The following is a 24816-nucleotide window of genomic DNA, read 5'->3' as shown; positions in this document are numbered from 1 at the left end:
ATACCAAGTTGCGTTCAAAAAGGTAAGAATATTTCAGGAAAAAATCAAAAAGACGCTGGGTCCCGGCTTGCGGACGATCCTAAAAAGCAGGATCGCCCTTGCCGGGATGACGATTATTTGCGGTAAGCGAAAGAGCAAAGGGCGCTTGAAGCCCTTTTATGAGGATGCCGGGGGCGGCCTCTCCCCCTCTTTGTCCGGCATGGCCGCCGCTCTCCGTCATCCCCGTGGAGGGAGGGCGGCGGGATGATTGCGGTTGTTTTGCAATCATCGTGACGCAATCCCGGAAACGGGGACCCATCGTCTTTCCCGAATAGCGCCGGGGTGTGGATCCAAAGCCCGGAAAACGAATGAGCAAATTACTCAAATGACAGCAACTTGGTATTAACCCAACCTAAGGCTCTGCTTGCTGCGATGCAGGTTGTGTTGAGCTTGCGAAACCAAGCAAACATGGCTTGATTAAACCTTGTTTGCATAAGGCCGGAGCACTTCCAGGGAACGCTCCAAATGCCTTTGGGTGAAAATTTCCAGGGTTAAAACCCTTTCGGGCTGATCCGCCCTGTTGATCCGATCCATCAGGTCATCCAGCAGGGCGGGGACCGCATGGGAGATATCCGTGTGGTCATGGCCTTGGCGCACTCCATGGAGATGGAGTATCCTGGCTTTGTGCATGTACTTGTCCAGGTGCTCCTCCACGTTGTATCCCCCGATGATCAAGTGGCCTATGTCCAGGCACACGGACAAGTCCAGATCCCAAACCACGCTTTCCACCATGCTGAAGGGGTAATCCAGGGTTTCGATGCAGATGTCATGCGGCGTCGCAAGGGAGAGGATCTCCGTCAACGACTTGACATGCTGTTGCACCCAGAACTCCGGATTGTCCACGGGATTTCGCCCCCGCCTGTCCCCGTGCAAATGGCATACATAGGCGAAAGGATCGCAGGGCGCCATGCGGTCGATCACCCGCTTGATTTTTTCCACCGAGGACTTACGCACGGATTCGTCGGCGCTGCCGGTCCAGGTGTCCAGGGGAAGGTGGACGGTGTAGGTCAGGCCGTTATCCCGGGCCATTTTTTTGAGTTCGCGAACTTGATCGGGCGCGGGAATATTGGACAACTCGTCCGACTCAAACAATACCAGCTCAACGTCGTCAATCTTGTCCGCCAGAAAAGCAATATTAGGCAAAACGTCATCGGGTATGATATAAGAAGTTGTTCCCAAACGGAACTCAAAGGCTTTTTTTAGGGAAATGGTTCTTGCGTCAGCGTCGCTCATGTTCTTCCTTCTATGTAAAAAATTACCGCTCTCCAAAGCTGCTTTTATTGCTACCCCGAAATGCGTTCCCGGTAAAGGCAATTCTTGCATTTTTCCGGCCTTGATAAAAAGACGGGCGCTCGCTTTTAATCTCTTTGATTTATTCTGGATTCCATGCATCCGTAAAAAGCCTTCCCGGTATGGTGTTTGCATAACTTCGTACCGGTTTTTCCGTGCATGAAAACGCTTGCTTTTACTGCGTCAGGGCGCAGGATCTTTTATCGAAGGAGTTTTGGATGCAAAGATTGGTTTGGCTGCTTGTTCTTCTTTCCCTGTTCGTTTCTCTCCCCGCGTTCGGCATGGAGCGTTTCGAAATTGTCACCACGGAAGAGATGCGCACCATGCTTCAGCAGAGAGAAGAGGGGAAGGTTGACTTTTTGTTGGTGAACACATTGGACAAATTGCTGTTTGACAATGAATCCATCCCCGGCTCCATCAACGTTCCCTGGGCCAGTGTGGATAAAACCATGCACCGCCTTGGAAACGACAAGGATCATCCGATCGTCGTATATTGCAAGGGATACCGGTGAGTGTTTTCCTACAAGACGGCGGTCGCCCTCAAAAAGCATGGTTTCACGAATATACGCATCTATAACGGCGGTTTGAAGGACTGGGAAAAGTCCGGTTACGAAATTGAGGTCAGGAATCCCCTGCCGGAGTATGAAGGCAAATACATGGACGCCCAGGAGCTAATGACCCTTATCAGCCGGGCAGAAACCCAGGGGTGCAGGGGCCCGGACGGAAATCCTTTATTCACCCTTTTGGATTACAGAACCGAACTGGCGAATAATTCCGGCGAGAACATGCAGGTCATTAAAACCAATTGCCCCAAATTGATCATGCATTTGGATGATTTCGCCGATCCCGCCCAAAGAGGCCTGATCCCGCGCAAAGGGCTGGTGGTTCTGGTTTGCGAGACGGGAAACCGCGATCCCTTTGCCATGCGTTACTTGTACAGTCACGGCTATGACAACGTGGCCGGGCTTCGGTTTGGCATGCGCGCCTGGATCAAGGCGGATTACGCCGTGGAAGAGTATCATTAATTTAGGAAAAGCAGGGCGCTGGATAGCAACACATGGCCGGATTTTCAGAAAAATCGTTAAGAAGAGCGTTATGGACCGGGATCAGCGTGGTTTTCGTCATATTCTTTCTTTTGGCGGTGAATTACTGGCTGACCTCCCAATCCAACAAGTCGTTTGAGGATCTTTACTATATTTCAGGCGCTAAGGACTCTTTCTACGCTCTTACCCTAAGCGAGGACATCGCTCTCAGAGACCCTTCCAACTTCAAGGACGTCGACTCCAAATTGAAGGACCTGGAAGCGCAATGCATGGAATGCCACGATTCCAGGCATCAGGAATCTTTGGCTCAAAGGGAGGCGTTGTTTCAGGAATTATACGACGTCACCAGGAAGTCGGAAAACTCCTATTTTCTTGTGCGTGAGCGGTTTATGGATCTGTTGGCCAGCGTCAAGTACATCCATCAGCATCACATTGTGTATTTGCGCAACATGGTGGTGAAGGGGGAGTCCACTCCCGGGTACGGCGCGGAGGACGATTTTAAGAGGAGCTCCGCCCATTCCGCTTCCGAGGTGGATATTGTGGACGCCGCCTCGGCCATTCGCACCAGCCTTTTCGACGCTTTTGGGATTTTTCACGCCCTGGAGCAGGGCCGGCGGGTTTTTGAAGTGGAAAAGGCCTTTAAAAGCCGCATTGAAGCCTTTTACGCGTCGGTGAACACCTTTGAAGACTACTCCCTGGACGCCCAGGACGGCATTTTGGTGGAAGAGCTGCTGCAAATGGGGAGGGAATTTGAGGACTCTTTTGAAAATCTTCTTGTGATGGAAAGCCGGAAAAGGGAACTGCAGCAGCGGCTTGAGGTGGAAAGCGCCTCCATTAAACAGCTTTTGGGGGATCTCGCCTCCCATTTCGCCCAACGCTACGAGGACTCCAAGAAAAACACCCGCCTGCTTCAGCTTGCCGCTTTAGGGATCGCCTTTGTCTTTGTGTTTTTGAATTTTTTCATCGGCAGGAGGATTACCCGGGAAACCCATCGCATCGCCATGGAAACCATCCGAATCGGCCAGGACATTTCTTATCAGATTCCCCTGGGCGACAAGACGTTCCGGGAGTTTGACATTGTGCTGCGTACGTTGAACTCCATGGCCGGGCGATTGCACAGCAACCTCTTGCGCCTGGAGAAATCCCGGGAATATCTGGAGGAGGCGGTGGAGGAGCGCACCCGGGAATTGAAGCTGGCCAACGCTCATTTGATCGACGAAATGGCGGACCGGCGCAAGGTCCAGGTGGCTCTGGCGGAAAGCGAAGAGCGGTTGAAAAACGTGTTGGATAACATTAGCGCCGGCATTATCATCATTGATGCAGACACCTATCGCGTGGTATCGGCCAACCCCTTCGCCCAAAACCTGCTGGCGCCTGAAGGGGAGTCGCTTGTGGGCAGAAATTGGCAGGATCACGTGGATGCGTCCGACGCCGCGGCCTCTCCTGGAAATCGAGCCCGGGTCGGCGGCCATGAAAAAACCTTGCTGGACATGCACAACAGGCCGGTGCATGTCCTTTCCACGGTCATTCCCCTGGTTCTTGACCGTAAAAATCATTTACTGGAAAGTTTTATCGACATCCGCCAACTGCGGGAAGCCCAGGAAAAGCGGAGGGAGCTGGAAACCCAGTTGGAGCGCTCCCGCAAAATGGAGGCCATCGGCACCCTGGCCGGCGGCATCGCCCATGATTTCAACAATATCCTGGCGGCTATCATAGGCTACTCCGAGCTGGCGGTTTTTGATTTGCCTGAGGACCACCCTTCCCATGCTAATATTCAGGAGGTGTTGAAAGCTTCCGAGAGGGCGAAAAGGATCATCAAGCAAATTCTTGCTTTCAGCCGCAGGAGCGAGCCGGAGCAATCCCTGATCCGTTTGGAGGAAATCCTGGACGAGGTTTTGACCCTGATCCGGGCGTCCTTTCCCAGCTCCATTGAAATCCGTAAGAAAATTTTTTGCGAAAACGACCGGATTATGGGGGACTCCAGCCAGCTTCACCAGGTCTTTATGAATCTGCTTACCAACGCCCGGCATGCGGTTTCGGAGGAAACCGGCGTGGTGGAGGTGGCTGTGGAATCCGTGGACGTCACGGACCATGCCTGGGCCACTAAGCATTCCATCCTTCCCGGGCCTTTTTTGAAGATTTCCGTCTCGGATAACGGTCACGGCATGGACGAGGTGACTCTTCAAAGAATATTCGACCCCTATTTTACCACCAAGGATAAAGGCAAGGGCACAGGCATGGGCCTGGCCGTGGTGGAAGGGGTGGTCACCAGCCATTTCGGGACCATTACGGTAAACAGCAAGCCCGGCCGCGGCGCCACCTTCGCCATCTGGCTGCCCGCCATTGAAAAAGGCGAGGAAACCGCGATTCACGGCGATGAAACCATCCAAACCGGCAACGAGTCCGTGCTTTTTGTGGATGACGAGGAAATGCTGGTGAAATTCGGAGAGCGCATGCTTTCCGTGCTTGGCTACAGGGTTTTGGCCTTTACCGATCCTCTGGCGGCTCTGGAGGCCTTCCGGGAAAACCCCGGCGGCTTTGACCTGGTGGTTACGGACCTCACCATGCCCGGCCTGACGGGAGACAAGCTGGCGTCTGAAATCCTCAAAATCCGGCCGGACATGCCCATTGTACTGGCCACGGGATACACTCGGAGCTTTACGCAGAAAAGGGCTTTGGAAATCGGCATACGATCCGTTTTTCTCAAGCCCTTGCTTGCCACTGAGTTCTCCCAGGCCATCCGGAAAGTGTTGGATGAAACGCCTGATTCCTGATCAACGGCTTGGGTCTATGTTGCAGACGATCCCGAAAAGCCTATTGACTCTGCGGGGATGAAGGTCAGCAAGAGGAAAGAAAGTTAAGGCCGCGGAGATTTATTTGTTGGGTTTCGTTAATACGCTTTTGGCTTCGGGCGTTGCTCCCAACGCAAAGATAACAGCCTCGTTGGAAAAGACTCTGGAAACTCTACCCAACCTACTATTTTTATGGATAAATCGTAGGTTGGATGGGGCGGGGATAGAATGCTGAATTGCTGGGGAATGCGTCTTGGTCAGATGCTTTAAAGGTCTGATAGCAGGTTGTGAAACCCAACAGAAAAGGGCGGCCGCCGCGCGCCCATGCAACCCCGCAAGGCCTTAAGGGCAGTTGCTTTTCATGAAATCCTGAAACCAATTCTGATCGCGGACATTATCCAGGTCCTTGTCTGTGGACATATGCTTGCAGGACGGCAGCCTGTCTGTTTGACGCCCGGCCCCCAGCCATTTTTGGCAGCCTTCAAAATCATGTTTTAAAGCGCGGATGCATGCCATGAAGTAAGCGCCGGCGCCGGGGTGGTAAGATTCGGCTATTGAGGCTTTTTCCTTGGCTTCCTCCACCAATGCCGGATCAGGATTGCCTTCCCGAAAGCCTGAGAGGCTTGCCAGGCTCCAACACCACTCAACCCTGGCCTCTGGACATGGACAAGGTCCGGCTGGATCTTTTTGGCTTGTTGCACTTGATTAATCCGTAGCCGTCAAGTTAGAATCAAGAATTATGGTGTTTTTTGTAATAGTTTGCGGTCAGCGCAGGACAAAAAATGTTAGGAATGCTCTTCCGCAAGCCCGTCATCCTATCTTCTGGCCTTTTTATTGCATACTTGCGTGCAAGGGGCCTTTGATGATATTCGTCTGACAAAGGAGATGCAAAAATTGGCCGGGAAAAACGGAAGAAAAAACACCATCATTCTCATCCACGGACGAGGGCTTAAACCTCCCAGGCAGGACCTGGAAGCCGCCTGGAGGGATGCCTTGCACTTCATCATTAAAAGGGACCATCCTTCCCGTCTGCCTTTGCTGGAAAAGGCCCGCATCGATTTTGTCTATTACGGTCATTATTCCAATACTTTTTTAAACGGAAGCAAGCCCGTCTCCATCAATCCCCGGGACCGCAATGAGGTCCTGGAGAGGCTGACGCGCTACCGGGCCAATGAGTTCACCGAGGCCAACTTCAAGGGCCTGCCCGGCTATCCTCCCCGGGGGGAACGTTTTTCCCACGGCCTGGGCTCCTTCGCCCAGAAGCTGCACCTGGGGACCCGATTGGTGGAGCTGGCGGCCAGGGACATCAGGGAGTACTGGAATGACAACGTGCGTTTCGGCAAGAAAGTCAGGTATAAGCTCCTGGACCCCATCCGGGAAGCCATGGACCGGGGCGACCGGATTATGGTTATGGCCCACAGCCTGGGAACCATCATCGCATACGACGCTTTTTGGATTTTGTCCCGGTGTGAAAAATATAAAAATACGCGCTATGGTCATTCCAAAATCGATTTTTGGCTGACCATGGGCTCCCCCCTGGCGGAAGACACGGCCATGCAGCATCTCCAGGGCGCCAAGGCGGAAGGCCTGGGCCGATATCCCTCCAATGTACGCAACTGGTTGAATTTATGCGCCTATGAGGATTATATTTGCGGCAGACGATGCATGGCGGAAAAGTTTCAGCCCATGGTGGAAAGCGGCTTGTCCGAGTCCATCGAGCAAAAGCGCATCTATAACCTGGCCGTTCGGGAGGGCAAATGCAGCCCCCACAATCCCATGGGATACCTGATTCACCCCGAAACCTCCCACGCCCTCAGCCGCTGGCTTTCCGGCGACTGATTTTCCTGACAATGCGCCTTGCCGTTTGCATCCAGCCATGAATTCGGGTAAGCAGTTGCAGACGCCGATATACAGGTTCCCGGCGTAATAACAAGGAAAGGCGTTTCGCAATATGAGTTCCTACAACGAAGAGCAGGCCGTGACCCTGGAGATTATCCGCCAGTACTTTTCAGGCCCCGGCGATAGAAAACAGGCCCTGCTGGAAATAATCCAGCCCTATCTGGAATTCCGCAAAAGAACGGATGTGTTTTTGGAAGAGCATTTCGCCGGCCTTTGCACGGCCAAATGCTATCAGAGCAACCTGTCCGCTTGCTGCTCCAAGGAAGGCATTGTGGCATTTTTCGCCGACGCCGCCGTCAATGCCGCGGTTTCCTCCGAAGAAAGCCTGAATCGCATCGCCTCTGTTACGTCCCGCCCCAATACGGGCATGAAATGCGTGTTTTTAACCCCCGAAGGATGCTTGTGGAAGGTCAAGCCCATCGTTTGCCAGATGTTTTTGTGCGCCGCGGCCGAAAAGCAGGTGTTCGGCGGAAATCCGGATTTGCAGGAGGAGTGGAACAGGCTGGAGGAAGAGAAAAAGACTTTCACCTGGCCGGACAAGCCCGTGCTCTTTGATGAGTTGGAGAAAATTTTCATGGACCAGGGCTATCAATCCCCCCTCATGTACTGTCACAACAGCCCCGGCCTGATGATGGTGAAAAAAAAGGCGGGGCTGTTGTAAACCGCCCCGCCTTTGGTGATCCTTTTTTTTATTTCGCCGCTTCTTTTATCAAATCGTATAAATCCAAGGGGCCCATGTTGTTGGCTTCGGCCGCCTCCTTGAGGGTCATGGAGCCCTTGATTTCCAGGCCTTTGTCACGCAAAAACTGAACCACGGCCATCCTGTCCAGGCTGTACTGGGCACAGAAATCCTTGATGCTCAAATTGCCGGTTCCTGGAGGCGGGGAGGGCGGCAGGCCCTGGCCCGGCTCCATGGAGGGCGCGGCGGACTTCATGGCCTCGTACACCTGTTGCGGCGTCAGATCATTGGCTTCTGCTATCTCTTTTAGCGTCTGGCCGGTATTTTCGGCGGATAAGCCGGATTGGTGCAGGGCTTCCAGGGCTTTATCCGGGTCCATTCCCATTTTTTGGGCGAAGCCTTTCAAGGGCGAAAGCTCCGCGTGCCCGTAAGGCGGCTCCCCGTATTTGATTGAGGCCCTGTCCTTAAAGCCTTCCCCAATATCCAACACCGTGGAGAAAGGCGGAACCTCCATCCAGGTTCCCAAGGCCGTGATCAGGACGATAATCAGCGCGATGTTGAATTCCCTGGTGAAAATTTTCAGCTTGCGGGCCTTGTCCTTCAGGTATGCGGTGAGAGGCTTCCAGTTATAATAAATGTGCAGGCACAAAAAAATCAGGAATAAAAATCCCAGGTTGATATGGAGGCCGCCCCATTGCTCCTTGGTGAGGCCCCACAGCTTCCAGTTGGACCAATAGGCCACCCGGCCTTGGGGAACGATATACAGGATAATGCTGGTTAAAACCGTAAGAAGAAAAGCCAGCAGGGACGTGAGGGACGTGATTCTGCGCATCTAAATTCTCCGCTGTAAGATTTGATCGATTAAAGCCTTAAAGAAGAAGATAATGTCGTTTAATTGATAATCAATATCAGTGCATAGTTTTTTGGGGATTTCATAGCCGTTGAAATCAGGCGTCAGGCCTTGTTGCTTACGATTTCCAGGCTGCCCGCAGTGCATCGGCCGCCCACTTCCCCGGCGATAACGGCGAACAAGCCCTGATCGTTCATGGCCGAGACGTAATCCCTGGCCATGTCTGGCGTCATGGAAACAAGCAGGCCGCCGGATGTTTGGGGATCGAAGACAAGGTCCGCATGGACCTGCTCCACCGAGGGATGGACTTTCGCATACTTCTCGCAGAATTGCCGGTTGGCGTAGGTTCCGGCGGGCAACAGGCCCATGGAGGCCAGCTCCAGGGCTTTAGGGATGAACATTGCCTCATGGGCGAAAAGCGTGACCGACAGATTGGATCCCTTGGACATTTCCAGGGCGTGGCCGGCCAGGCCGAAGCCCGTGACGTCCGTGCAGGCATGGGGTTCAAAGGTATGCATGATTTCTCCGGCCCTGCGGTTGAGCGTTCCGGAAATCTCGATAAGCAGGGATTCCGACTCCTGGAAATCCACCTGGCCCTTGACCGCAGTGGCCAGGACGCCGGTTCCGATGGGCTTGGTCAGAACCAGTAAATCCCCTTTTTGGACGCTGGCGTTGGTCAGGATCTTGGAGGGATGAACCACGCCGGTGACCGACAGGCCGTACTTGAATTCCTTGTCGTCCACGCTGTGGCCTCCGGCAAGGGCCACGCCCGCCTCGGTCATTTTATCCAGGCCTCCGCGCAGGGTCTCGGTCAGCACGGAATTGGGCAGGTCGCAGACCGGAAAGCACACGATGTTCATGGCGGTCAGGGGGCGGCCTCCCATGGCGTAGACGTCCGACAGGGAGTTGGCCGCGGCGATCTGGCCGAAGTGATAGGGAGAGTCCACAATCGGCGTGAAAAAGTCCAAAGTCTGCACCAAAGCAATGTCCGGCGTCAGACGAAACACTCCGGCGTCGTCGCTCGTGGAGGTTCCCACCAGCAAATCAGGATGCTTTTGGTCGGGCAGTCCGGCCATGACGTCCTCCAGGTCCCCCGGACCCAGTTTGGCCGCTCAACCCGAGGATCTGACCATTTCAGTCAGACGAGGCGGATTTTTTAAATCTTCCTTGCTCATTTTCGCCTTTCTTTGTCTCCCTGCTTCAAGCGGACATCTTACAACCGGGGCCTGCTAATGTCAAAAACAAAGCCGGATTCACGGGCTTTCATTGCCCCGCACGCGCTTTTCCGGTACGATGTTCGGGAATCAAGGAGGGGATTCATCTATGCCTTCCGTTTTTGTAATTGATTGTATGTATAAATACTGGCCTTGAGCCCATTGCAACAAAGGATTTTCTCTCCATGGATGAAAAATACCTGAAGCCCACCGCCATTCTGGATTCCGATCACCCCCTGGTGCAAGAGTACGCCCGGGAAGCCGTCGGAGACGAAACAAGCCCGACCAAGAAGGCCGTGCTCCTGTTCAACAAGGTCCGGGACCATATTGTGTACGATCCCTACACGCCGTTCCATCGCTCCACGGACTACCAGGCGAGCAAACTTATTGAACGGGGCAGGGGATACTGCGTGTGCAAGGCCTGCCTTTTGTGCGCCCTGGGCCGGGCCGCCGGAATTCCCGCCCGCTTGGGGTTCGCAACCATCCGCAACCAGGGCGCCACCCAGGCGGTGATCGATATGCTGGGCTCCGACCTGTTCGTGTACCACGGTTTTACCGAGTTTTATCTGAACGGAAAATGGCTCAAAGCCACCCCGGCGTTCGATCAGCCCGTGTGCGACAAGCATAATATCGATCTGCCCCAGTTCGACGGCGAGAGAGACTGCGTCTTCCCGCCGAAAAACCGGGCGGGTGAGCCCTACGTGGATTATGTGGAGGATTTCGGATCAGACCACGACCTGCCCCTGGATAAGCTCATCAAGGCATGGGAAAAAGTCTACGGCCGCGAGCGCATGGACCTGTGGATCCAAGCCCTGGAATCCCTGGACGGCATGGAATCCTGGCGCCCGCGCCATTGAAAAGAAGGGCAGAACAAAACGCAAAAAAATGAATAGAACGTCCCCGGCGAACTGATTAACTGCAGAAAAAAGTGCCTCCGGCGGCAAACTTTTGAAAAAGTATGATCAAAACTTTTAAAATGGCGCTGCGCGCAAAGAGAGATGAAGTGTAAAATCGCGCTTCCCGGGTCGTGTGTGTGGGCCGTTTCCTGCGACCGCCCGGGCTTCCTACCCCGTCATTCCCAAGAGCTGTTGCCGGGAATCCTGTGTCTGCTTTGGGGGCGGCCCAGGCAAGGCTTTTTTTTGCCTGGGTTTGCAGGACAAAAGGGGCGTCCTGCGAAGCGTCCTGCAATCTTTTAAGGTCGGCTGGCTAAAGGTCTTGATTGAGGCCTTTTTTCTCCTATTTCCCATGCTCCAGCGCGGGAACGCAGATGGAAGTAACCGAAATTAAAAATGTTTCAAGTGACCCGACCTGCAACATATCGGAATTCATGGTTTTTTTGTAAAATTTGTGTGGATTTGGCAGCGCTTGCGAAACCTGCCAAGTCAGCCGTTCTGGCCGTTGAAAGGCGCCTTGCCTCGTTACGCCGGAAAAATTCAATCTGCCATTGAATGAAAACGCACCCAAAAAAGCCCGTCATCCCCGCAAGGGAGATCCGCTGTTCAGGATCGCCCGCAAGCGGGGATCTAGCGTCATTCCACCTCCTGCTTCAGGGTGTATTGGGCCAACAGGCTGTCTTTCCAATAGTGGTTGTCTGGCCGGGAGAAGAAGGCTTTGAATAGCGCCAGGCTTTGGCTTCTGCCCACGCGGGGGGTGATTTCAATCTTGGCGTCCCGGTAGAGGGGCGGGAGCGTGGAGCGGTCCAGGCCGGTTCCCCCGCCCATGGCGTCTTCATAGGCGTAGACGATTTTTGTGATGCCGTGGATCATCAACGCGCCGAAGCACATGAGGCAGGGCTCCATGGTGCAATAGATGGTCACTTCCGAGGGCGGGGGAGGGTTTTCCAGGGTTTCGAACCGGGCCATGGCCACCATTTCGGCATGCTCCAGTTCTCCGGTTCCTCCGCCGGCCACGCCGATCCTGGCGCCTTGGGCGATCACCAGGCCGTCGTGCACCAGAACGCATCCCACGGGAAACTCTCCGGCTTCCAGGGCTTGTTGGGCCAGTTCCAGCGCTTTATCCATGAATTGCATGTGGTCCATCTTCAGTGTTCACTCCATGTTATTTGATCAACGCCGCCATCCGCATGGTCAGGGGCGAATAAAAGCTGATAAGCAGCAGGTCGATAATCAAGACGGCCAAAAAAGGCAGCACCCTGCGGGAGACCGTCATGATCGGGTCGTTGGATATGGACCCGGAAACGATCAGGCAGATGCCCATGGGCGGGGTGAGCATGCCGATAGCCAGGTTGGTGACGATGATCACGCCCAGATGCACCAGGTCGATGCCCAAGGCCGGCTGCATGGCGACGATGGTGGGAACCAGCAGGATCAGCGCCGCCGTGGTTTCCACAAAGGCTCCGGCGATCAAAAGCACCAGGTTGACGCACAAGAGCAGAACAACCGGGTTGGACGAAATTGAAAGAAGTCCGCCGGCCAGCTTGGCCGGGATGTTTTCCATGGCTGCGATCCACGAAAAGGCCGACGCCGTGGAAATGATGAACATCACCAACGACGACGTAATGGCCGCCCTGATAAAGAGTTGCGGCAGGTCCTTGGGGCCTATTTTCCGGTACACGGCCATGCCCAGAAACAGGGAGTAGGCCACGGCTACGGCCGCCGATTCCGTGGCCGTAAACACGCCGAACAAAATCCCGCCCAGGATGATAATGGGCGTTCCCAAGGCCAGGAAGGCTTTTTTGAATGTCTCCCACACCTCTTGCCAGGAAAAAATCTTGGCCGCCCCGTAGCCGTTCTTTTTGGAAATGAACGAGGCCACGACAATCAGGCTGGCGCCGATAAGCACCCCCGGGATGATCCCTCCGGCGAAGAGCTTGCCTACGGACGCGCCGGTGAGAAAGCCGAAGATGATCATGGGAATGGACGGCGGGATGATCACCCCGATGGACCCGCCCGAAGCCTGGACGGCGGCTGCGAAATCCGAGTCGTAGCCCGACTTTTTCATGGCCGGGATAAGCACCGCGCCTACGGCGGCGGCGTCCGCCGCGGCCGAGCCGGAAATGCCCGCAAAAAACATGGCCGACACAATGGTTACCGCCGCCAGCCCGCCGGGCAGCCAGCCCACCAGGGCGTTTGCAAAATCGATGATGCGTTTGCTGGAATCCCCTTTCTCCATGATGACTCCGGCGAACATAAACAGCGGCACGGCCATGAGCGGGAAAGAGTTGACGCCTCCGAACATCTTTTGCACCACGACCATGAGGGGAAATCCGCCCTGAACCAATATGGCCAGCACGGAGGCGGCCATGATGGCCACCGCAATGGGGGCTTCCAGGGCGAAAAGCGCCAGCATGGTTATGATGAGGATTTCAGCGGTCACCGGCGCCTCCCGTAAACTCCTCCAGCAGCAGGCGCAGGTTGTGGATGCAGAAAATCACCCCGGAAACCGGGATGACCGCAGTCACCGTCCACTTGGGAATGTTCAGGGCCGGAGAAATCTGAAGCCGCACAAAATACGAGAACTTGACGCCATAGACGATGAGCACGGCGAACAAGGCCAGGGAGATAAAATGCACCAGCACCCGGGCCGCCAGGCGCACCTTGGGCGGCGCCAGCTTGGCCAGGCTTTCGATCTTGGGATGCACGCCCCGGTAATAGGCGGACGTAGCCCCCAAAAAGGTGAGCCACACCAGCAGATACCGCGCCGCCTCCTCGGACCAGAACAGGGAGTCGTTCACCACATACCGGAAAAAAACCTGGGTGCACACGATGATCGCCATGGTGAGCCCCAGGGCGAACAAAACTCCCTCCACAGCCTGGTTCAGGCCCAGGCTCAGCCTTTGATAAACCCTGACGAATTTGGCCGTCATTGTCATTTGACGGCTTCCAGCATTTTCACCAGCAAATCGTGAACCGCCGGGTCTTTGAACATGTCGCTGCCGGCCAGGCTGGCGACCTTTTGGCGGAACGCGTCCACGTCGGGATGCATTTCAATCTGCATGCCCTTTTCCTGGAGCAGCTTTATCCTGGCCGCGTCCTTCTCCCGGTTGTCTTTTCTCTGGAACTTGGCGGCGTCCTTCATGCACCCGGCGATCAGGGCCTGATCCTTGGCGTCCAGGTTTTGCCACCACTTTAAGGAGGCGACGTCGATGTGCGGAGAGTACACATGGCGGGTCATGGTCATATAATCCTGAATTTCATAGAATTTGTAGACCTCCATAACCCAGAGGGGGTTCTCCTGGCCGTCGATCACGCCCTGTTGAAGCTCCGTATAGATGGGCCACGCCATGGGCGTGGGATTGGCGCCAAGGGCCCTCCAGATGGTTTTATGCAAGGCCGAGTTCATGACCCGGATTTTCAGGCCTTTTAAATCCTCGGGCGTTTTGACGGCGCGTTTGCTGTTGGTCAGGTTTCGAAACCCGTTTTCGGAAAAACACAGGCCTTTAAAGCCCATGGGCTCCAGCCCGTCCAGGATCTCCTGACCCAGGGGGCCGTCCAGAATCTCGTCGGCCTGGGCGTTGTCTTTGAATAAAAAGGGATAGTTGATGACGCGCACGATTGGCGTGAAGGTGTCGAACGGCCCGCCGGTAATAATCCCGATATGGAGGGTGTTCATCTGGATTTGCTGCAGCATTTCCGTTTCGTTGCCCAAAACCCCGGAGTCGTAAATCGTCACGGTCCAATCGCCGTTGGACTTGGCTTCCAGCAGTTCCTTGAATTTGTCGGCGACCACGTTTTGCGCGGAACCGGGCTTGGTCACCACGCCCAGTTTGATGTTTTCCGCGGCTTGCAAGGGAAGGCAAAAGCATATGGTCAATACCGCGGCCAGAAGAACAATCCGTGCTTTCATAAAATCCTCCATGGAGTTTGCTGGGGCGCCGAATTAAACGGCTTGCCGTTAACGATGGTAAGGCCATTATAGCATAAGTGCGGGCGCCAGTGCATGCACAGATTGTCTTTGAGGCGGGGAGGGCGCCTTGCAGGATCTTCAAGGATGTATTCATTAATGCCATGTTTAATGCAAATACAGAAAGGGAGCTTTCTAATGAATACAATCGTCAGCAATGGGCGAAAATTGCGTTACAGCATTAAAAACGACTTTTTAATGTTGATAAGGAATAGACCCGTTGTTATTGGAAATAGTTCTCAAAACCAAATGGTTGTAAATCCAAGTAGCCGCCGTATTTCCGGCTTCCTTACGCAAATCACACACACTTCTAATATTTGTGGAATGGCATTGAAGCAAAACAAACAGCGAATGCGGAACGCGTTTTTGACTGCGTCCGCCGGGTGGGGACAGGCGAAAAACCGAGTGAGCCGGGCAGTCAATTTGTCCCGGCTGCACAAGGCTTGGCGCCTGGGGCTGGCGTTTTTTTTCATTGTTCAAAAAATCAAGGCCTTTAACCTGTTTATGAAGGGGAGAACAATGGACATTTCCAGAAAGATAAATGTTTTATTTGCGGCCGGACTAATCGCCATGGCCGTCATGGCGTGGTGGCTGTCCAGCCATTTTTTGATGCAGGCGAAAAACAGCGAAATCAAGACCATCCACGAATTATTGCTGAATGAGCGGCAAAAGCAGGCGGAAAACCTGGTTAACAATGCCTTTTGCGTTATTGAAACCGCGGATTTTTATGAAACCGCACGGAATGCCCTCCGGGAAATGCGGTACGGGCCCAAGACGCTGAACCTGGAAGCCTCCAAAGGCTCGGAAGGGGACGGGGGCGCCAAAGCCAAGGGCAGCGACTATTTTTTTGTGGTGGACGTGGACGGCATGTTTTGGGTCAACCCCATGCATCCCGAGTTGGAGGAGACGGTGGCCCTGGACCTCAAGGACGCTTCGGGGCGCGAGTACATCAAGGAAATCATCGAAACCGCTAAAAACAGCGAGGACGGCGCCGGAGATTTGATGTACACGGAGGCCGTGGAAGGCTCTGACCGGGTTCAGACGAAAAAAGGCTTTTTCAAACTATATGAGGATTGGGGCTGGATTTTATGCACCGGCGTACCCGTCGACGACATTGACGTGATCGCCGCGGGCATCGATTCAAACGTGGCAGCCTCTTTTTCCGGTAAAAAGCGCAGCCTGGTAATTTATATGGCCTTGATGGGCCTGCTTATCATCGTCCTGAGCAGGACCCTGGTCTGGTGGAAGATCGTCAAGCCCATCAAAAGGGCCACGGCCATGATGCGGGAAATCGCCCAGGGCGAGGCGGACCTCACCAGGCGCCTCAAGGTGGAGTCCCGGGATGAAATCGGCCAGTGGGCCATGTCCTTCAACACTTTTGTTGAAAATACCCAGGCCATGATTCGCGAAATCATGGCCCACGCCCGCAACCTGCAGAACGCCTCCGGCGAAATGCGGGTGGTCAGCGACTCCCTGGCGGCGGGCACGGATCAGACCTCCACCGAAACTCATTGGGTGACCAATTCGGTCAATGACATGAACGTCAACCTGGGAGACGCCGCCGCGTCCCTCAATGAAACCGCCCATACCGTGCGTCAGATCGCCGCCGCTTCCAACAAGATGAACAAGTCCCTGGCCGCTATCGAGAAAAAGACCGAAGACGCCATGGAAGTCACGAAAAAAGCCGTTGTGCAGGCCGTGGACGCGTCTGAGAAAATCCTGCATCTGGGCCGGATGGCGGCTTTTATCGGCGAGGTGAACGAGGCCATCGCCGAGGTGACGGACCAGGTCAACATGCTGTCCATCAACGCGGCCATTGAAGCCGCCAAAGCCGGAGACGCGGGCAAGGGCTTCCAGGTGGTGGCCCGGGAGATGAAAGCCCTCTCCGCCCAGACCGCCGAAGCCAGCGCCAACATCCGGTCGCAAATCCGTCAAATTCAAGACACCTCGCATCTAGCCATCGACGAGGTGGAGAACATCACCATGGTCATCAAGGGGATCGACGGGTTTGTGGAGGAAATCGTCCGGGCCACGCGGGAGCAGGCCGGGCATACCAGCAACATAACCCGCGACATTCAGGAAACCTCCCGGGCGCTGGACCGGGTGAACGATAACGTGTCCTCCTGCTCCGATTCCACACGGCTCATTGTGCGGAAAATATCCGAGGTGAACACCACGGCCGGAGACATGGCCCAGGGCAATCAGAACCTCATCGCCAACGCTTCCATGCTCACCAGCATGGCGGATCAGCTTCAGAACATGGTGTTCCGGTTTAAAATCACCGATGAACGCCCTCCGGCAAGGGCGATCATGCATTAGCGCGGGAGCGCCCGGCGGAAAAAAATACTGCCGGACGGGCTTTTTGAAGAGTTCGTCCGGTTTTTACTAATAGTGGGATTCCATCCAGTTCCGGTATTCTCCGGAGCGAACCTGCTCCACCCAGGCCTGGTTGGACAAATACCAGTCCACGGTGGCCTCCAGGCCCTCTTTGAAACTGTGGGCCGGCTTCCAGCCCAGCCTGGCCGTGGTTTCTGAAAAGTCCATGGCGTAGCGCCGGTCATGACCCGGCCTGTCCTTGACCATGGAAATGAGCCTTTTGCTGTCTTCCGATGCGGGCCTGTTCAATTTCCGGTCCGCCAGTTCGCATAACAGGTGCACCACTTCCAGGTTGGTCTTCTCCTCCCCCCCTCCTATTACATAAGTCTCCCCCGGGGCGCCTTTTTCCAACATATCCAACAGGGCCTGGCAATGGTCCTCCACAAAAAGCCAGTCCCGGACGTTTTGGCCGTCCCCGTAGACTGGCAGGGGCTTCTGGTCTAAAATTTGCAATAACATCAGGGGAATCAACTTTTCAGGAAATTGATAGGGACCGTAGTTGTTGGAGCAATTGCTGACGACGCACGGCAGACCGTATGTTCTGTGATACGCCCTTGCAAAGTGGTCCGAGGCCGCCTTGGATGCGGAGTAGGGGCTGGACGGGTCGTAGGGCGAGGCTTGAGAAAAAGAGCCTTCAGGCCCCAGGGACCCGAACACCTCGTCCGTGGAAACATGGATGAACAGAAAATCATGGGGGCGGCCGCGGTTTTCCCAGTTTTGCCTGGCCGCCTCCAGCAAGGTGCAGGTTCCCATGACGTTGGTGGAGGCGAAACCTAACGCATCCTTGATGGATCGGTCCACATGGGACTCCGCCGCAAAATGGACGACGGCGTCGAAATCGTCCTCATCAAACAACTTTTCCAAAAGGGCGGCGTCGCAAATATTTCCATGCACCAGCCTGTGCCTGGAGGCCTGATCCCGGGGCAGGCCCTGGAAGTTCCGCGGGGAGCCCGCATAGGTGAGGGCGTCCAGGTTGCAGATTCGGCAAAGGGGATCTTCCCGCAGAGTCTTTAAAATAAAGTTGGAGCCGATGAACCCGGCGCCTCCTGTAACCAATATCTTTTTTCGGTCCATAGTCCGCCGCTCCATCCTTATTATAAGGAACGAGGGTTATCGAAAGGGCGTTATTAAAGCATTAATACCAGCAGGTGTGAGCTTTTTCAAGGCTTTGCCGTGTGGCAGATTACTGACAGGAGGGGCTTGAATGTAAGAGGTTGGATAAGGCCCCCGTCGGGCCTGGCTCTCGCAACAATGTGAAATAGCACATATATATGATTTCAGGCCACAACATCTAGGCTGAAAACATATAATAAGGCACAATATAGGATAATTATGCATAATTTATATTAATTTATATATAAATTAATTGACCTTGGAAGACTCCTTGGGCATTGTGATATCAACGTGTTCTTCAGTTTCATAACGGATCGGGGGTATCTGATGTTTTCCAAAGGGAGGCGGTCTAGTACGTGGGTGGCACAAGACCTCCGGGGAAAGTTTTCCAATGGCTAAAAATTGTCTAAAGGAAATTCGTGAATCAGCGCTCTTAAGCAAGGCTGAACTTGCGAGAAAGGCGGGGATTTCGCCCATCACGGTTGACCGGATTGAAAAAGGCTACCCGTGTCGGATGGAAACCCAGAGGAAAATCCTTAGGGCCTTGGGTTATCAACCAAAGGACAAAGTAAGGGTTTTTGGTGAGTAAGAGCTATGGCACTTTTTAAAAAGCAAGAAGGCCTGGTTGGTCTGGACATCGGCTCGGCGGCTATTAAGATTGCGGAGATAGAAGAGCGCAAGCAAAGCCGGGTATTGGCCAAGTTCGGGTTAATGGAATTGTCGGAGGGTGCAATTGAGGACGGGGTGATCAAGGACCACGAAAAGGTGGCCGAGACCATCAAGGACCTTTGCCGCGCCTTTAACATCAAGCAGCTTAACGCCGCCATTTCCATAGCCGGGTACTCGGTCATCATCAAGAACATCACCGTCAAGACCATGACGGAGGAGGAAATGCAGGAGAGCATCTCGGTGGAAGCCGAGCAATACCTGCCTTTCGACATTCAGGACGTGTATCTGGACTTCCACATTGTGGGTAATAGTTCGGAGAAGGACGGCCATATGGATGTGGTTCTTGTGGCGGCCAAAAAGGACCTGGTTGACGAGTATGTCAGCGTGGTGGAGATGGCGGGGCTGCATCCGGTGGTCATGGATGTGGACGCCTTTGCCGTGCAGAACATCTACGAGCTGCTTTCGGACGTGGACGACGAGATCGTCGCGCTGGTGGATGTGGGGGCCTCCAAGACCTCGGTCAATATTATAAAGAACCGGAACTCGGTGCTTATCCGGGATGTGGCCATGGGCGGCGCTCAGATCACTCAGGAGATCATGAAGCGCGGCGGCTGCTCTTACGACGAAGCCGAGCAATGGAAGGCCGATCCTGAAAACGCTAAGATGGACAAGGAGGAATTGAACGACATCATCGCTTTGGCTACGGCCAGATGGTGCGAGGAAATTCGTCCTGCCTTTGATTTTTTCTATTCCATGAATGACGAGCGCTTGAGCAAAATCGTCATGAGCGGCGGAAGCAGCGGAATCATAGGATTCAAAGAGACGCTGGCGGCGGAGACCGGAGTGGACGTCTTTTTGCTGGATCCCTTCGCGGCCATGGATGCGAGCGACGAACAGTTTGATCCAGGCTATTTAAAGCGCATCGGGCCCCAGGCCACCATCGCCCTGGGCCTTGCGTTAAGGAGAGCGGGTGACAAATGATCAGAGTCAACCTTCTGCCCTTTCGGGCCGCCCGGAAAAGTGAGAACGTCAAAAGACAGGTCATAGTCTTTTTTGCAGCCATCGCTTTATTTATTGTCGGCTGCGCATTCTATGCCGTGTTTCTCATGGGCCAGGTGGCTGATTTGGAAAGCGAGCTGGCCCAGGCTGAGGCGGACCTTGTGAAGTATAAGAAGCAGGCCGCCGAAGTGGACGCCATATTGGCTGAGATCGCCATGCTGGAACAACGGGAAGCCACCATCGAAGGGCTCCGGCAGTCGCGTTTCGACGCGGTCAAGCTCCTGGACCATTTGACCCAGTTGATCTCCCCGCCGTCTTCCGGCGTTTTGTCGGCCAGAGACCAGAGGGTCTGGCTGGTTGCTCTTAAGTCCAAGACCGCGGAAGGAAAACAGGATTTGGACATAGAAGGCGTGGCCGTGGACGCCAAAGACGTGGCGGCCTTCATGGACAGGCTTGAAAACTTTACGGAAGCTCCTTCGGGGCCGTCCCTGGCAATGGCCGGCGACGAAGCTGAGCCCGAAATTCCCTATTTTTCCGATGTGAGTTTAAGGAGGCTGGCGGCGTCGGATGACTCTGCTTTGTTGAATTTCAAGCAGTTTAACATCCATTGTCAGCGAATCAAGCCTGGGGCCGGGGATGAAGATGCGGCGAAGAAGGCCCCTAATAAGAAGAAGTAATATAGGCCGTTTACGGGTCCCATATATAGGTTAAAAGGCAGGTTAAACCATGGCTAAATCCAAGGATGCTCCATCACAACTGACGGTATTTGTCGATAAGATCGGCCAATTAAGCAGACCGCAGCGCATTCTGATATTCGTTGCTGCGTTTTTGGTGATTGGCGCGCTTTTCACCTTCCTTTTATTCAAGCCCTATTGGACCCAAAAGAGCGAGCTTAGCACCAAGCTTGAAAACAAGCTGAACGAGGTGCGCGTTTCCCAGGCCAAAGCCGCCAAGCTGCCCAAGGTCAGGGAGCAACGCAAGAGGGCGGAGGAGAGGCTCGCCAAGTCCGCCGAGTCCCTGCCCAAGAAAAAGGAAGTACCCGAGCTTTTGGACAGGATGTCTCTTTCCGGAAAGGAAGCCGGGCTGGAGTGGACGCTTTTTCAGCCCAGACCTGAAGTGGAATATCCTGAAGATTCATATGTGGAAATGCCCGTGGAAATGATTGTGGAAGGCGATTACCACGGCATTGCCTCCTTTTTTGATAAAGTGGCCCATCTGCCCCGCATCGTTAATATCAACAGATACGATATTGTTCCCAATAATGAGCAGAACGGGGGATGGCGCCGCCTGGTGTGTACTTGCCAGGCAGTGACTTACAGGTTCCTGGAGCCCGAGGCGACAGATGCGAACAAAAAGAAAACAAGCAAAAAATAGTGAGCAGGGGAGACTGGCGGGAAAGCCTATGGCGCCCGGAGCAGCTGCTTTAGCTGCAGGGGCGGTTCTGCTTTTTACCCCGGTCTATGCCGCAACGCCGGAGTTTACGCCCGGCCCCGCCTCCGTATCCATGAAAGTGGAGGCGCGTCCGGACTTGGCCTCCCAGGCTCTTGCCAACGCCGTTTCGGTCAACGCAGTGGAGGAGCAATCCGGCGTGAGCATGAAGGTCTCGAAGCCGCCGGTCCAACCGGCCCCTTCCGGCGTGAGCATGAAGGTGTCCAGGCCGTCCGGAACGCTTCCGGAGGCCCAGCCTGAACAAAACGGCGTGAGCATGAAAGTGTCTCCCAGGCCGCCGGCAGCCAGGCCGCCGGCTCCCGTGGAGCCGCCCCAGGAAACTCCGGCGCCGCCGGAAGAACCTGTTGCAGCGGCCCCGGAACAGCCTGTAACGCCTCCGCCGGTTGCGCAGAAGGAAAAAACGCCCCCGGCGGAACAGCCCATTGCCATGCCAAATATCAAGATCGGCGCGGAAGACGTCGGGGCGGAACCGGAATCCGAAGAGGAGGGCGTAGACGTGGCTACTGCACTGGAAAATTACAGATATGTTCGGGGCGCCAAGCTCAACCCTTTCAGGCCCTTGACTGACAAGCCGGAAAAGGCGCCGGAGCCCGCCATCGTGGACACGCCGGATGAAGGCCCCCAGGTGGCCGTTAAAAGGCCTCCCATCAGACAGCCTCGGCCCATCCAAACGCCTATTGAGAAATATCCCCTTAACTCCCTGGATCTGGTGGCCATCATGCGGATGAAGCGCGAAGCCTTGGCCCTGGTGCAGATCCCTGACGGCGCCAAGGGGTTTATAATCAGAAAGGGCACCTACATCGGCAATGAAGGCGGTACGGTGTCCGAAATCGACCTCCAGAACAATAAAGTGGTGGTTGATGTGGAAGAAGAAGACATGTTCGGCAACATTATTATTAATAAGCGGCAGCTAAGCCTACAGAAATCAGCCGGGGACTTTTAACATGGGACGTAGAAGGTTTAAACAACTCGTTGTGGGAGCACTGGTTGCTGCACTTTTAATTCCGGGCGTTTACGGATGTTCGGTGAAGCAGGACCAGGTAAAGCCTCAGGAGCCTGAGGTTGCGGCTCCGGTGGAGGAGACTGCGGCGGTTCCCGAGGCTCAAAGGGAAATTACGGGAATCTCCGTGGGAGGCGATGAAAATGTGGCCTCCGTCCTCATCCGGGGAAATGCCAACCTGATGTACACGGCGGTTAAGTCGCCCTTTAACAATGGGGTGGTCTTATACTTTCCCGAAACCGCCTTGGCTGCAAACCTTCCCGCCACTCTCCAGCCTGCCTCTCCTTTGGTGAAGAACGTCATGGCTACCCAGGCGGACGGCCAGATGATTTCCGCCAGGGTGGAAATCAGCCTGTCCAGGGAGCTGCCTTACGAAATCAAGAAGGAAGACGGCGCGTTGTACGTGCTTTTGGGCAGAGAGGAGCCTGTGGAGGAAGACGTGCTCCCGGCCTCTGAGCCGGCGGCCGTTCAAGCCGCCGGGACTTCCGAAGGCGCAGCCGCATCCCAGACCATGGAAGAAACCTTCCGGGGGGCCGGGGCTGAGGACAGCCCTGAAGAGGCCGCCGAGTTCAAGGAAGTGGTTTCCGCGCCCGTTCCCGCGCCCACCGGTCCCGTGTGGCTCACAGGGGTCAACTTCCTGCAGGAGCCCGCCGGCAGGTCCTCCATCAAGATCGAGGTCTCCCAGCCGGTTCAGTATAAGGTGACCCGTCCCGCGGAAAAACGTCTAGTGGTGGAGCTTCCCGGCGTGCAGGTTCCCAAAGAGCAGCAGCGCCCCCTCATCACCACGCGTTTTGAAAGCGCTGCAGACCGGATCGTACCGTACGCCAGAGGCCCCAAAGACACGGCGGTGTCCGTGGAACTGCGCCAGATGGTGGCTTACCATGTGGAGCAGACCGACCAGGGCATATTGCTGCATCTGGAAGCGTCGGACATTCCTCCCAGGCCCCTGGCCCAGGCGGCCTTGCCCAGGTGGGAAAGCATTATGCGCCAGGAAGAGCCCTTGCCCGGACCCGGTGAAGCGGCCTCCATGGCCGGCGACGACATGATGGGCGGAGACCTGGCCGATTATGAGGGCTTTGAGGAAGGCGCAGGGCCGAAGCAGTCTCTGGACTTTATGGACGCCATCTCCCAGGAACTGCGGACCGGCTCAGCCAAGACCGAAATCGTTTACACCGGCGAAAAAATCGCCCTGGATTTTTACAAGACCGACATCAAGAACGTTTTTAGAATTCTTAAAGAAGTCAGCGGCCTGAACTTCGCCATTGACCGGGACGTGGAAGGGGAGGTCACCCTCACTCTCGAAAAACCCGTGCCCTGGGACCAGGTCCTGCATCTGGTGCTCAAGATGAACCAGTTGGGCATGCAGAAAATCAAGGACGTAATCCGGATCGCGCCCCAATCCGTGCTGGATGAGGAGGCTGCGGCCGAAAGGGCCAGGGAGCAGGCCAACATAGACAGGATCAAAACGCTCACGGAAACCAAGAACCAGCAGATGCAAAATGAATTGCAGCAGCAGGCCTTGGAGCCCATGATCACGGAGTTCATACCAGTCAATTACACGGACGCCAGCGATCTTATCAAGCATGTGGAAGCAGTTAAATCTCCTGATCGCGGTTCAGTAGACGTTGACATTAGAACCAATACCATTATAATGATTGACATTAAGGACAGAATCAAACGAGCCAGAGACATCGTCAGCCGCCTGGACAGAGTTACCGCCCAGGTTCAAATAGAGGCCAGGGTCGTGGAGGCTCAGACCACCTTTTCCAGAAGCATCGGGCTTGCTTGGAACGGCGAATCCGGCATTCAACCCGGGGATTCCAGGGAAGGGGTCGGCCCCCAGCGCGGGTATGACGTGTTGGGCGGCACTTACGGATACAACTGGTCGGTCAACTATCCTACGGAGACCGATGACTACGGCAACAATACATTTGGTTTTAACTTCACCCGGTTGCTTGGCCTGACGCCGCTTTCGCTGAACGCCACGTTGAACGCAGCAGAGAGCAGGGGCGAAATCAAAATCGTCTCCTCTCCCAAAATCAGGACCTTGGACAACAAGCCGGCCACGATCAAGCAGGGCATCGACTATCCCATCAAGCAGTTTGACGGGGACGGCAATACCGTTATCGTGTACAAGGCGGTGGACCTGCAGTTGGAAGTCACGCCGCACGTGACCCAGGATCGCCGGGTTTCCATGAAGATGACCGTGGAAAAGAACGACGTGGGCGCGGTTATTTCGGAGGAACAATCCTTCAACACGAAAGAAGTGGATACCGAATTGCTGGTCAATGACGGCGACACGGTTGTTATCGGCGGCATTATCAAGACGACTTTCAGGGATGATGTGGGCGGATGGCCCGGATTGATCGATGTTCCCGTGCTTGGATGGCTTTTTAAGAATTCCACAAAGTCCGAGGAACGGGAAGAATTGTTGGTGTTCATTACTCCTACTATTGTCGAGTTGGAGGAAATCCAATAACTATGAAATGCCGGGATCATATTATGGCGCACTCAAGTGATGCAAGTTTACAGGACATCCAG

General features: G+C 54.8%; 21 protein-coding genes. 13 read left to right on the top strand and 8 right to left on the bottom strand.

Annotated elements, in window-relative coordinates:
- Positions 1 to 456 precede the first annotated feature (456 nt).
- Positions 457 to 1272 (bottom strand): cobamide remodeling phosphodiesterase CbiR, encoded by an 816-nt coding sequence (cbiR, locus tag BUE18_RS19230; protein WP_170868411.1) that lies wholly within the window; start codon positions 1270 to 1272, stop codon positions 457 to 459.
- A 275-nt stretch (positions 1273 to 1547) separates the two neighbouring features.
- Here cbiR and BUE18_RS19225 point away from each other — a divergent pair, with 275 nt between their 5' ends.
- From BUE18_RS19225 to BUE18_RS19200, 5 genes are all read left to right on the top strand, one after another.
- Positions 1548 to 1841 carry a rhodanese-like domain-containing protein gene (locus BUE18_RS19225; protein ID WP_073477804.1) on the top strand — a complete coding sequence of 98 codons (294 nt, stop codon included), beginning with the start codon at positions 1548 to 1550 and terminating at the stop codon, positions 1839 to 1841.
- Positions 1842 to 2354, top strand: coding sequence for a hypothetical protein (locus BUE18_RS19220; RefSeq protein WP_073477803.1), 513 nt, complete (start codon positions 1842 to 1844; stop codon positions 2352 to 2354).
- Positions 2355 to 2386: 32 nt separating this feature from the next.
- Positions 2387 to 5146 carry a hybrid sensor histidine kinase/response regulator gene (locus BUE18_RS19215; RefSeq protein ID WP_073477802.1) on the top strand — a complete coding sequence of 920 codons (2760 nt, stop codon included), beginning with the start codon at positions 2387 to 2389 and terminating at the stop codon, positions 5144 to 5146.
- Between the two features lie 912 nt (positions 5147 to 6058).
- Positions 6059 to 7003 carry a hypothetical protein gene (locus BUE18_RS19205; protein ID WP_073477800.1) on the top strand — a complete coding sequence of 315 codons (945 nt, stop codon included), beginning with the start codon at positions 6059 to 6061 and terminating at the stop codon, positions 7001 to 7003.
- Between the two features lie 112 nt (positions 7004 to 7115).
- Positions 7116 to 7724, top strand: coding sequence for a hypothetical protein (locus BUE18_RS19200; RefSeq protein ID WP_073477799.1), 609 nt, complete (start codon positions 7116 to 7118; stop codon positions 7722 to 7724).
- Between the two features lie 28 nt (positions 7725 to 7752).
- On the opposite strand, the gene BUE18_RS19195 is transcribed toward BUE18_RS19200, so the two are convergent.
- The gene (locus tag BUE18_RS19195) at positions 7753 to 8574 is read right to left on the bottom strand and encodes a DUF4405 domain-containing protein (RefSeq protein WP_073477798.1); all 822 of its coding nucleotides are present in this window, start codon (positions 8572 to 8574) and stop codon (positions 7753 to 7755) included.
- A gap of 122 nt (positions 8575 to 8696) precedes the next feature.
- Positions 8697 to 9725: a selenide, water dikinase SelD gene (gene selD, locus BUE18_RS19190; RefSeq protein ID WP_425290528.1), complete on the bottom strand. Its 1029-nt coding sequence runs from the start codon at positions 9723 to 9725 to the stop codon at positions 8697 to 8699.
- Between the two features lie 266 nt (positions 9726 to 9991).
- On the opposite strand from selD, the gene BUE18_RS19185 reads away from it, so the two are divergent.
- Positions 9992 to 10663 (top strand): transglutaminase-like domain-containing protein, encoded by a 672-nt coding sequence (locus BUE18_RS19185; RefSeq protein WP_073477796.1) that lies wholly within the window; start codon positions 9992 to 9994, stop codon positions 10661 to 10663.
- 672 nt (positions 10664 to 11335) lie between these two features.
- On the opposite strand, the gene BUE18_RS19175 is transcribed toward BUE18_RS19185, so the two are convergent.
- Genes BUE18_RS19175 through BUE18_RS19160 form a run of 4 tightly spaced genes read right to left on the bottom strand, consistent with a single transcriptional unit; the run spans position 11336 to position 14612 of the window.
- The gene (locus BUE18_RS19175) at positions 11336 to 11845 is read right to left on the bottom strand and encodes a nucleoside deaminase (protein WP_073477794.1); all 510 of its coding nucleotides are present in this window, start codon (positions 11843 to 11845) and stop codon (positions 11336 to 11338) included.
- Positions 11846 to 11864: 19 nt separating this feature from the next.
- A complete protein-coding gene (locus tag BUE18_RS19170; RefSeq protein WP_073477793.1) occupies positions 11865 to 13142 on the bottom strand; it encodes a TRAP transporter large permease in 1278 nt (425 codons plus the stop codon).
- Complete coding sequence (locus BUE18_RS19165; RefSeq protein WP_244549344.1) at positions 13132 to 13638, bottom strand: TRAP transporter small permease; 507 nt, start codon at positions 13636 to 13638, stop codon at positions 13132 to 13134. The genes BUE18_RS19170 and BUE18_RS19165 overlap by 11 nt, the downstream gene beginning before the upstream one ends.
- Entirely contained in the window at positions 13635 to 14612 is a 978-nt protein-coding gene (locus BUE18_RS19160) for a TRAP transporter substrate-binding protein (protein ID WP_073477792.1), read from the bottom strand. Before BUE18_RS19160 ends, BUE18_RS19165 begins: the two co-directional genes overlap by 4 nt.
- Positions 14613 to 15188: 576 nt before the next feature.
- On the opposite strand from BUE18_RS19160, the gene BUE18_RS19155 reads away from it, so the two are divergent.
- Complete coding sequence (locus BUE18_RS19155) at positions 15189 to 16988, top strand: methyl-accepting chemotaxis protein (RefSeq protein WP_170868410.1); 1800 nt, start codon at positions 15189 to 15191, stop codon at positions 16986 to 16988.
- A gap of 66 nt (positions 16989 to 17054) precedes the next feature.
- Here the strand turns inward: BUE18_RS19155 and rfbB are convergent, their stop codons facing one another.
- Entirely contained in the window at positions 17055 to 18119 is a 1065-nt protein-coding gene (gene rfbB / locus BUE18_RS19150; protein WP_073477790.1) for a dTDP-glucose 4,6-dehydratase, read from the bottom strand.
- 430 nt (positions 18120 to 18549) lie between these two features.
- On the opposite strand from rfbB, the gene BUE18_RS19145 reads away from it, so the two are divergent.
- Genes BUE18_RS19145 through BUE18_RS19120 form a run of 6 tightly spaced genes read left to right on the top strand, consistent with a single transcriptional unit; the run spans position 18550 to position 24754 of the window.
- Positions 18550 to 18747 (top strand): helix-turn-helix transcriptional regulator, encoded by a 198-nt coding sequence (locus BUE18_RS19145; RefSeq protein ID WP_073477789.1) that lies wholly within the window; start codon positions 18550 to 18552, stop codon positions 18745 to 18747.
- 5 nt (positions 18748 to 18752) lie between these two features.
- Complete coding sequence (pilM, locus tag BUE18_RS19140) at positions 18753 to 19808, top strand: type IV pilus biogenesis protein PilM (protein ID WP_073477788.1); 1056 nt, start codon at positions 18753 to 18755, stop codon at positions 19806 to 19808.
- Entirely contained in the window at positions 19805 to 20503 is a 699-nt protein-coding gene (locus BUE18_RS19135) for a PilN domain-containing protein (RefSeq protein ID WP_073477787.1), read from the top strand. The genes pilM and BUE18_RS19135 overlap by 4 nt, the downstream gene beginning before the upstream one ends.
- A gap of 49 nt (positions 20504 to 20552) precedes the next feature.
- Positions 20553 to 21200 carry a type IV pilus inner membrane component PilO gene (locus tag BUE18_RS19130; protein WP_073477786.1) on the top strand — a complete coding sequence of 216 codons (648 nt, stop codon included), beginning with the start codon at positions 20553 to 20555 and terminating at the stop codon, positions 21198 to 21200.
- Between the two features lie 28 nt (positions 21201 to 21228).
- Complete coding sequence (locus BUE18_RS19125; RefSeq protein ID WP_073477785.1) at positions 21229 to 22218, top strand: pilus assembly protein PilP; 990 nt, start codon at positions 21229 to 21231, stop codon at positions 22216 to 22218.
- A 1-nt stretch (position 22219) separates the two neighbouring features.
- On the top strand, positions 22220 to 24754 hold the full coding sequence (locus BUE18_RS19120) for a type IV pilus secretin PilQ (protein WP_083611150.1): 2535 nt from the start codon (positions 22220 to 22222) through the stop codon (positions 24752 to 24754).
- Positions 24755 to 24816 lie beyond the last annotated feature (62 nt).

Origin of the sequence: Desulfatibacillum alkenivorans DSM 16219, assembly GCF_900142135.1 — a bacterium.
In the GTDB taxonomy this organism is placed as follows: domain Bacteria; phylum Desulfobacterota; class Desulfobacteria; order Desulfobacterales; family Desulfatibacillaceae; genus Desulfatibacillum; species Desulfatibacillum alkenivorans.
The sequence above is the reverse complement of the archived record's forward strand: the minus strand, read 5'-3'. Positions and strand labels throughout refer to the sequence as shown.

Coding starts and splice junctions, on each gene's coding strand:
- cbiR (WP_170868411.1), bottom strand. CDS start 1,272: ATGAGCGACGCTGACGCAAGAACCATTTCCCTAAAAAAAGCCTTTGAG.
- BUE18_RS19225 (WP_073477804.1), top strand. CDS start 1,548: ATGCAAAGATTGGTTTGGCTGCTTGTTCTTCTTTCCCTGTTCGTTTCT.
- BUE18_RS19215 (WP_073477802.1), top strand. CDS start 2,387: ATGGCCGGATTTTCAGAAAAATCGTTAAGAAGAGCGTTATGGACCGGG.
- BUE18_RS19200 (WP_073477799.1), top strand. CDS start 7,116: ATGAGTTCCTACAACGAAGAGCAGGCCGTGACCCTGGAGATTATCCGC.
- BUE18_RS19195 (WP_073477798.1), bottom strand. CDS start 8,574: ATGCGCAGAATCACGTCCCTCACGTCCCTGCTGGCTTTTCTTCTTACG.
- BUE18_RS19185 (WP_073477796.1), top strand. CDS start 9,992: ATGGATGAAAAATACCTGAAGCCCACCGCCATTCTGGATTCCGATCAC.
- BUE18_RS19175 (WP_073477794.1), bottom strand. CDS start 11,845: ATGGACCACATGCAATTCATGGATAAAGCGCTGGAACTGGCCCAACAA.
- BUE18_RS19165 (WP_244549344.1), bottom strand. CDS start 13,638: ATGACAATGACGGCCAAATTCGTCAGGGTTTATCAAAGGCTGAGCCTG.
- BUE18_RS19160 (WP_073477792.1), bottom strand. CDS start 14,612: ATGAAAGCACGGATTGTTCTTCTGGCCGCGGTATTGACCATATGCTTT.
- BUE18_RS19155 (WP_170868410.1), top strand. CDS start 15,189: ATGGACATTTCCAGAAAGATAAATGTTTTATTTGCGGCCGGACTAATC.
- rfbB (WP_073477790.1), bottom strand. CDS start 18,119: ATGGACCGAAAAAAGATATTGGTTACAGGAGGCGCCGGGTTCATCGGC.
- BUE18_RS19145 (WP_073477789.1), top strand. CDS start 18,550: ATGGCTAAAAATTGTCTAAAGGAAATTCGTGAATCAGCGCTCTTAAGC.
- pilM (WP_073477788.1), top strand. CDS start 18,753: ATGGCACTTTTTAAAAAGCAAGAAGGCCTGGTTGGTCTGGACATCGGC.
- BUE18_RS19135 (WP_073477787.1), top strand. CDS start 19,805: ATGATCAGAGTCAACCTTCTGCCCTTTCGGGCCGCCCGGAAAAGTGAG.
- BUE18_RS19130 (WP_073477786.1), top strand. CDS start 20,553: ATGGCTAAATCCAAGGATGCTCCATCACAACTGACGGTATTTGTCGAT.
- BUE18_RS19125 (WP_073477785.1), top strand. CDS start 21,229: ATGGCGCCCGGAGCAGCTGCTTTAGCTGCAGGGGCGGTTCTGCTTTTT.
- BUE18_RS19120 (WP_083611150.1), top strand. CDS start 22,220: ATGGGACGTAGAAGGTTTAAACAACTCGTTGTGGGAGCACTGGTTGCT.